The organism is Thiocapsa sp., assembly GCF_022340925.1.
Taxonomy (GTDB): domain Bacteria; phylum Pseudomonadota; class Gammaproteobacteria; order Chromatiales; family Chromatiaceae; genus Thiocapsa.
This window is the reverse complement of record NZ_JAJDNA010000066.1, coordinates 38,649-45,056: the sequence shown is the minus strand read 5'-3', so window position 1 is coordinate 45,056 and position 6,408 is coordinate 38,649. Positions and strand designations below refer to the sequence as shown.

Sequence of the window (6,408 nt, the reverse complement as noted above, 5' to 3'; positions counted from 1 at the left end):
CCTAGAGGTACTTGATGCGTTGACGCAGGTCCTCGACGTCTGTGACCACGTCCCGCAAGGTGGCACCGTCGTCTGCCGTGCCGATGACGACGCCCTTGCCCGCGACGGGAATCACCCGGTCGATCTGAAAGCGCCCGCTGGCGCCGCGCAGGAAACACTCTTCATCGAAGAAGAGACGGTCGCCTGCCTCACCGACGGCGTCCGACGCAATGGTATCGAATCCGATCAGCGCCCGAATGCCGTCGAGATCATCGATCTCGACGGCATCGATGGATAGGGTGTCGGGGGTGATCAGGAATGCTTTCATGGCATGCGAATCCTCAAAGAGCTGTGCGGGGACTGCCCGGTGGCCAGGCATCAGTCTGCAACGGGGCGCGAGCGATGCGTCACCCATGTGTCGGGCGTGTCCCCTCTGCCTTGTCCGCGGCTGGTCGCAGGGCTATGCTCCCACCAGTCGTGGCAAGTACACAGTGGCTTAGGGGACGCCGATTTCCGGACCGATCATCGCGCGGCATCGATCGGCGTGATCGCTCATTATAACCACCACAACTGGCAGTAGAGGCAGAGACCCACATGAAAACCACACTCCTCGCATCCGCAGTCGCGTTGACCCTGTCCACCGGCGCAGCCGCCGCGAGCGATGCCGATCTGCGCGAGCTGGCCAAATCCGCCGGGCTCGAGGCAGTCCCCTACGGCCTCCAGGCGGTCGACGACAACCCCATCACGCGCGAGAAGATCGAGCTCGGAAAGATGCTGTTCTTCGACCCGCGCCTCTCCGCCAGCGGCGTCATCAGCTGCAACACCTGCCACAACCTGGGCACCGGCGGCGACGACAACCTGCCGACCTCGGTCGGGCATGGTTGGCAGAAAGGCCCGCGCAACTCCCCGACGGTGCTGAACGCCGTGTTCAACAAGGCCCAGTTCTGGGACGGCCGCGCGGAGGATCTCAAGGCCCAGGCCAAGGGTCCGGTGCAGGCCGGTGTCGAGATGGCCAATCAGCCCGAGAACGTGGTGATTACGCTGAAAAGCCTTCCCGAGTACGTGGAACGTTTCGAGCGTGCCTTCCCGGGCGAGGCGGACGCGGTGACGTTTGACAACATGGCCAAGGCCATTGAGGCCTTCGAGGTGACGCTGGTCACGCCCAACGCCCCCTTCGACCAGTGGCTCGAGGGCAACGACGGGGCCCTGACCGAGACACAAAAGGCCGGGCTGGCGCAGTTCCTCGAGAAGGGCTGTCCCTCCTGCCACACCGGCGTCAACGTCGGCGGCCAGGATTACTTCCCATTCGGCCTGATCAAGAAGCCGGGCGCCGACATCCTGCCGCCGAACGACAAGGGCCGCTTTCAGGTGACCAAGACCGCGTCCGACGAGTACGTCTTCCGCGCCGCGCCCCTGCGCAACATCGCCCTGACCGCGCCATATTTCCACTCGGGTCAGGTCTGGGATCTCGAGCAGGCGGTGGACGTCATGGGCACCGCCCAGCTCGGCGCGGTGCTCAACGCGGAGGAAACGGCCTTGATCGCCGAGTTCCTGCGGACCTTGACCGGCGAGCAGCCCAGGGTCGAGTATCCCGTGCTGCCGGTGGAGACCGCAGAGACGCCGAAGCCGGAGCTCTGAGGCGCCGATCGGAGAGGTCCGGAGGCGGACCTCTCCGAGCTCGCAAGGGACATCGACCTTCCCAGAGGCAGATCAGAATCGAGAGCATCACCATGCGCGAGAAAAGCATCGAGCTTCTCAACAGGGCCGTTGCAGACGAGCTCTCCGCCATCCACCAGTACATGTACTTTCATTTCCATTGCGACGACCAGGGCTACGATCTGATGGCGGCGCTGTTCAAGCGAACCGCGATCGAGGAGATGGGTCATGTGGAGCGCTTTGCCGAGCGCATCCTGTTCCTGAAGGGCGATGTGGGGATGAACGCGGCCGCCGAGGTCAAGCCGATCCGGGACGTGACCGAGATGCTGAAGACGGCCACCGCGATGGAGCAGCAGAGCATCGAGGACTACAACCGCTGGGCGATCGACTGCGGCGCGGAGGCGGATGCGATCTCCAAGCAGCTGTTCGAAAGCGTTATCGCCGACGAGGAGCGTCACTTCGACCGCTATGACACCGAGCTCGGCAACCTCGAGAAGTTCGGCGAGAACTACCTGGTGCTGCAATCGATGGAGCGCAGCAAGGCATCCGCGAGCGGCGGCGAGACGGCAGACTGATTCCAAGCCGCGCGTAACTGCAGGCGCGGCCGACCGAACGAGGGGCCCGGACCCGCGCTCGAAGCACCGGCTGTTTCGGCGCCCTGTCCCAAGGCGACCGCCGCAACCGGGACCAGGCCACACCGAGTCCGAACCTCATCTCTGCGCCGGTTTCCAGCCGGCGGCGCACGAGAAACCCGCGCGCTTGCGTTCGCACGGGGGCGCCTCGATCATGGTGGCATCGGACAGGTTGGTGCTTCCGCCGACGTCGTTGGAGCCCATCAGGCAGGGCTGACGCCGGGCCCGGGCGGCCCGCGCGAGCGGTCATGCCCGCAGCAACCGGATCGACCATGGAGCCGCTCTCGATCGTTATCCCCACGCGGCGACTCGACGCTGCGCTCAGAGAGCGTGCTCGTGTCAACGCGAGTCGCGCGGTCGCCAGCGAGGTGATCGTGGTGGAGCCGGACGACGCGCCCGCGCTGCCGTCCCCGCCGGCGCTGCCCGAGGGTTGGCGGCTGCTGACTGCCCGGCGGGGCCGCGGCACCCAGAGCGCGGAGGGCGTTCGCTCGGCCACGGGCGATCTGCTGATGATCCTCCATGACGACACTGATCTGCCTGCGGGCGCCGGGGAGACGATCCGGGCCGCCTTCGCAGATCCGAGCGTCGGCATGGCCTGCTTTCGCCTGCGTTTCGACCGGCGCCACTGGCTGCTCAGGCTCTACGAGAGCTGTTCACGGATCGAATCCCCGCTCACCACCTTCGGTGACCAGGCGATGGTCCTGCGACGCAGCGTCTATCACGCGGTCGGCGGGTTTCCAGCCTGGCCCCTGTTCGAGGACGTCGAGCTGGCGCGGCGGGTGCGCCGGAGCAGCCGCATCATCAAGCTGACCTCCGCGGTCACGACCTCGGCGCTTCGGTTCACGGCCAACGGCGCGCTGAGACAGCAGGTCGCCAACGGTGTCCTGCTCGGGCGTTTTCTGCTCGGCGCGTCTCCCGAGCGACTCGCAGCCCTTTACGAGCGTGGCGTTTCGCGGCAGGGTGAGCAACCATGACGCCGGATTTGTGGGTCGGCATGATCGTGCTGGGCACGCTGTTCGCCCTGGAAGGCGTCCTGCCCTTCTACGTTCGAGGCCGGGAACGCTATGCGCATGCCGGGCGCAATCTGGGTCTGGCGATTGTGGCCGGCGCTGTCGGTGCCGCGTTGGCGCCGCTTCTGATGGCCTCCGCGGAACTCGCCGCGCAGCGCGGACTCGGCCTCTGCAACTGGCTCGGGCTGGGCGGGGTGGCCTGTGTCGTCGTCGCCTTGCTGCTGTTTGATCTGTGGATGTACGCCTGGCATCGGGCCAACCACCGGCTGCCCCTCTTGTGGCGCTTCCACCGGGTGCACCATACGGACCCGGCGATGGATTGCACCACCGCTCTGCGCTTTCATCCGGGCGAAATCGTCTTGTCGAGCCTGGCCAATTGTCTCGTCCTGATTGCGCTTGGCATGAGCTTCGAGATGCTCGTGCTCTACAAGACGATCATGGTGGCGGTCATCCTGTTTCATCACAGCAGCCTGGCCGTACCGGGGGGCCTCGACCGGGCGCTGCGGCCCCTGATCGTCACGCCCGCCATGCACCGGGTGCACCATTCCGAGCTCCAACGGGAGACCGATTCCAACTACGGGACCATCTTCTCCTTCTGGGACCGCCTGTTTCGGTCCTTTCGGCTGCGCGAGGACGCGTGCACGATCCGCTTTGGCATCGGCCGGTTCGGCGAGACGGAATGGCAGCGCCCGCTGCGCCTGCTCATGTTGCCCTTCCAGCCGGCTCAATCAGATCCGACCAGGCGCTCGTAGCGCCAGCGGTTGAGTGGCGTCAGGAAGCCCACCAGGGTCGCGTGGAAGCAGGCTTCCCCCGGGGTCGCACCGGGTCGTCACCGAAGCCCCTGGGCAACGAATAGGCGGACAAAGCAGCATGGTCGATCGGTGGACCTCGGGGCCGGGGTCCGGCGCAAAAAAACCCTGGCGAGATGCCTCGAGTATGACCTGATCCGGCACGCGGGGGCGCCCCAGGGCCTTCCCAACAGGTGGAGTTTCCGCAAGAATGCGGCTATGCGAATCGCTCCCGAATCTCTCTTACTCGCCCTGACCCTGGGAGCGCCCACCGCCGGGGCGCTCGACGCCTACGACGAGACGCTGCAGCTCCAGGGAGTCACCTTTCGGGTGCACTGCGACAACGGCGCCTCGCTCAACACCCTGACCCTGACACCCTCCGGCCTCGAGATCGACAACACCCCGGTCAGTGCCGAGGTCGACGGGGTCGTCACGGGGGCGGAGGTGGCCGATCTCAATGCGGACGGCTCGCCCGAGGTCTATGTCTACGTGACCTCTGCTGGCAGCGGGTCCTACGGGTCGCTGGCCGCCTGGTCCGCTAACAAGAAGAAATCCCTGAGCATGATCCATCTGCCCGATCTTGCCGAGGACCCGGTGCACGGTAGGGGCTATATGGGGCACGACGAGCTGGCGGTCGCGGGGCACTACTTGGTGCGCTCGTTCCCGGTCTATGAGGAGGGCAACACCAACGCCGCGCCGACCGGAGGCATCCGACAGCTCCAGTACCGCTTGGAGCCGGGCGAAGCGGCCTGGCAGCTCGTCATCGACAGGAGCGTGAAGCTCGAGTAGCCGATCGCTGAGACCAGAAGCAGCGTGCCAAACCGATCACAATAGGAGAATGGTCGGTTGCCTGGCAGACTCAAGTGCGCTGCGCTCACCCGTTTCGACCGGACTAACAAGGAGGTACCGACGATGCGTTCGACTCGCCCCCGAGGGGGCGCTTTGACTCTATCCTTGGTGGTTGCTTTATTCGCGCCTCTGTCAGGAGCAGCCGCGCCGCCGCAAGGAAAAGGAAACCCACATCAAGAGCACAAGCAGCAGCAGGCCTACCCCCCGGCGAAAGTACAAGCGTCGGCCTCCAACGAGGGCCTGAGCTCCGGCTTGGAGACCAAGACACCACGGATCTCCGCTTCGATCGGGTTTGATCAGGCACGGCGAATCGCCGTTGCGAATCACTACACCGGATATAGCGCGCTCCCGCCGGGAATCCGCAAGAACCTGGCACGCGGCAAACCGCTTCCTCCGGGTATCGCGAAGAAGGCAGTCCCGCGGCCGATGCTGGCGCAGCTTCCGAGCTATCCCGGGTATGAGTGGCGCATTTACGGGAGCGATCTCGTTCTCGTGGCGGTCGCGACTGCCGTGATCGCCGACGTGCTCTTCGACGTCTTGCGGTAGATTCGCGCCTGCGCGAGCAGGCCGACTACGCGGCCAAAGTTGCCGCGCGCGGATGAGCAGATCAACCTCACCGCGAGGAGTCGCGGATCATGCCGGTGGCCGGCGGGGGCTTCGAGCAGTGCTAAAACGCGCAAGCCATCGTCGATACCGACACTCACTGCGACGGCTAAGTCCCACAGGCGCCTATTAGCGCCGTTCAGGGTCCGAGACAGGGACCGGTCCTGCGAACGGGAGCGACGGAGACCCGCCGGCCAGCCGACCGCGCAGACTCGTCACGCTGATCATCGCGGCGCACCTGTGGGCCCTGGTGCGGGCACACCTCAGGGAGCGGAGTCTCGTCCTCCGTCGTGCGTCCGCCCCGACACGCCACCTCCCACCGACACTCGAGCCTCCAACCCAGGGCGAGTGACCATGAAAATTCTATCCTATTACTTGAACAAAAGCCGTCCGCGCTTATGTGCCGGGCACCAAAGTCTCCCTGCTCAACTTCATCATCGACACGACAGGCAAGAAGCCGATATTGACCGGCATCGCGGCGGTGAACGGGGACGTGGTGGACCGTCTTCGCCTCTTTCGACTCGAGTTGACCGAGGATCCGGTGGTCACCGAATCGGGTACGCTCAAGGTGCGCGCGGTCACGGTGACGCTGACCAATCAGGCGGCAGACACGCTGAACGCCGTCTTCGGGCTCGATGGTGTCTTCAAGCCCGGCTTTGTGGTGGGCCACGCCTATGTCAGGACCCACATCGACACCACGATCGATGTCTATGAGGCTGACGAGGACGATCTCTGAACCCAATCGGTGGGGCTGCTCGCCACGCGGGCAGCCCTTCAGGCCCTCCTCTGGGAGGCTCCTGGTCGAGCAGAGACTGGGAGGTGCGGTTGATGTGCGGCGCGCAGCTCAGAAGCGCCGCGACCCGGTTGCCTGCCGTTCCCGCATCGAGGCAT

At 65.4% G+C, this 6,408-nt stretch carries 8 protein-coding genes; 7 read left to right on the top strand and 1 reads right to left on the bottom strand.

Annotation, left to right across the window (positions count from 1 at the left end):
* Position 1 precedes the first annotated feature (1 nt).
* Entirely contained in the window at positions 2-307 is a 306-nt protein-coding gene (locus tag LJE61_RS08550) for a hypothetical protein (RefSeq protein ID WP_296918079.1), read from the bottom strand.
* A 266-nt stretch (positions 308-573) separates the two neighbouring features.
* Between LJE61_RS08550 and LJE61_RS08545 the strand changes: the two genes are divergently transcribed.
* The 7 genes from LJE61_RS08545 (at position 574) to LJE61_RS08515 (ending at position 6,253) form a co-directional block, all read left to right on the top strand.
* Complete coding sequence (locus LJE61_RS08545; protein WP_296918077.1) at positions 574-1,617, top strand: cytochrome-c peroxidase; 1,044 nt, start codon at positions 574-576, stop codon at positions 1,615-1,617.
* Between the two features lie 92 nt (positions 1,618-1,709).
* Positions 1,710-2,210 (top strand): bacterioferritin, encoded by a 501-nt coding sequence (locus LJE61_RS08540; RefSeq protein WP_296918075.1) that lies wholly within the window; start codon positions 1,710-1,712, stop codon positions 2,208-2,210.
* A gap of 305 nt (positions 2,211-2,515) precedes the next feature.
* Positions 2,516-3,241, top strand: coding sequence for a glycosyl transferase family 2 (locus tag LJE61_RS08535; RefSeq protein ID WP_296918073.1), 726 nt, complete (start codon positions 2,516-2,518; stop codon positions 3,239-3,241).
* Positions 3,238-4,029, top strand: a complete 792-nt coding sequence (locus LJE61_RS08530) for a sterol desaturase family protein (protein WP_296918072.1) — start codon at positions 3,238-3,240, stop codon at positions 4,027-4,029. The genes LJE61_RS08535 and LJE61_RS08530 overlap by 4 nt, the downstream gene beginning before the upstream one ends.
* A 255-nt stretch (positions 4,030-4,284) precedes the next feature.
* Positions 4,285-4,854: a PliI family lysozyme inhibitor of I-type lysozyme gene (locus LJE61_RS08525; protein ID WP_296914372.1), complete on the top strand. Its 570-nt coding sequence runs from the start codon at positions 4,285-4,287 to the stop codon at positions 4,852-4,854.
* A 123-nt stretch (positions 4,855-4,977) separates the two neighbouring features.
* The gene (locus tag LJE61_RS08520) at positions 4,978-5,460 is read left to right on the top strand and encodes an anti-virulence regulator CigR family protein (protein WP_296914375.1); all 483 of its coding nucleotides are present in this window, start codon (positions 4,978-4,980) and stop codon (positions 5,458-5,460) included.
* A 457-nt stretch (positions 5,461-5,917) separates the two neighbouring features.
* The gene (locus LJE61_RS08515; RefSeq protein ID WP_296918069.1) at positions 5,918-6,253 is read left to right on the top strand and encodes a hypothetical protein; all 336 of its coding nucleotides are present in this window, start codon (positions 5,918-5,920) and stop codon (positions 6,251-6,253) included.
* The last annotated feature ends 155 nt before the right edge of the window (positions 6,254-6,408 follow it).

Excerpts from the sequence above, each read along its gene's own strand:
- LJE61_RS08520 (WP_296914375.1), top strand. The coding sequence starts at position 4,978 with ATGCGTTCGACTCGCCCCCGAGGGGGCGCTTTGACTCTATCCTTGGTG.
- LJE61_RS08530 (WP_296918072.1), top strand. The coding sequence starts at position 3,238 with ATGACGCCGGATTTGTGGGTCGGCATGATCGTGCTGGGCACGCTGTTC.
- LJE61_RS08550 (WP_296918079.1), bottom strand. The coding sequence starts at position 307 with ATGAAAGCATTCCTGATCACCCCCGACACCCTATCCATCGATGCCGTC.
- LJE61_RS08535 (WP_296918073.1), top strand. The coding sequence starts at position 2,516 with ATGCCCGCAGCAACCGGATCGACCATGGAGCCGCTCTCGATCGTTATC.
- LJE61_RS08545 (WP_296918077.1), top strand. The coding sequence starts at position 574 with ATGAAAACCACACTCCTCGCATCCGCAGTCGCGTTGACCCTGTCCACC.
- LJE61_RS08540 (WP_296918075.1), top strand. The coding sequence starts at position 1,710 with ATGCGCGAGAAAAGCATCGAGCTTCTCAACAGGGCCGTTGCAGACGAG.
- LJE61_RS08525 (WP_296914372.1), top strand. The coding sequence starts at position 4,285 with ATGCGAATCGCTCCCGAATCTCTCTTACTCGCCCTGACCCTGGGAGCG.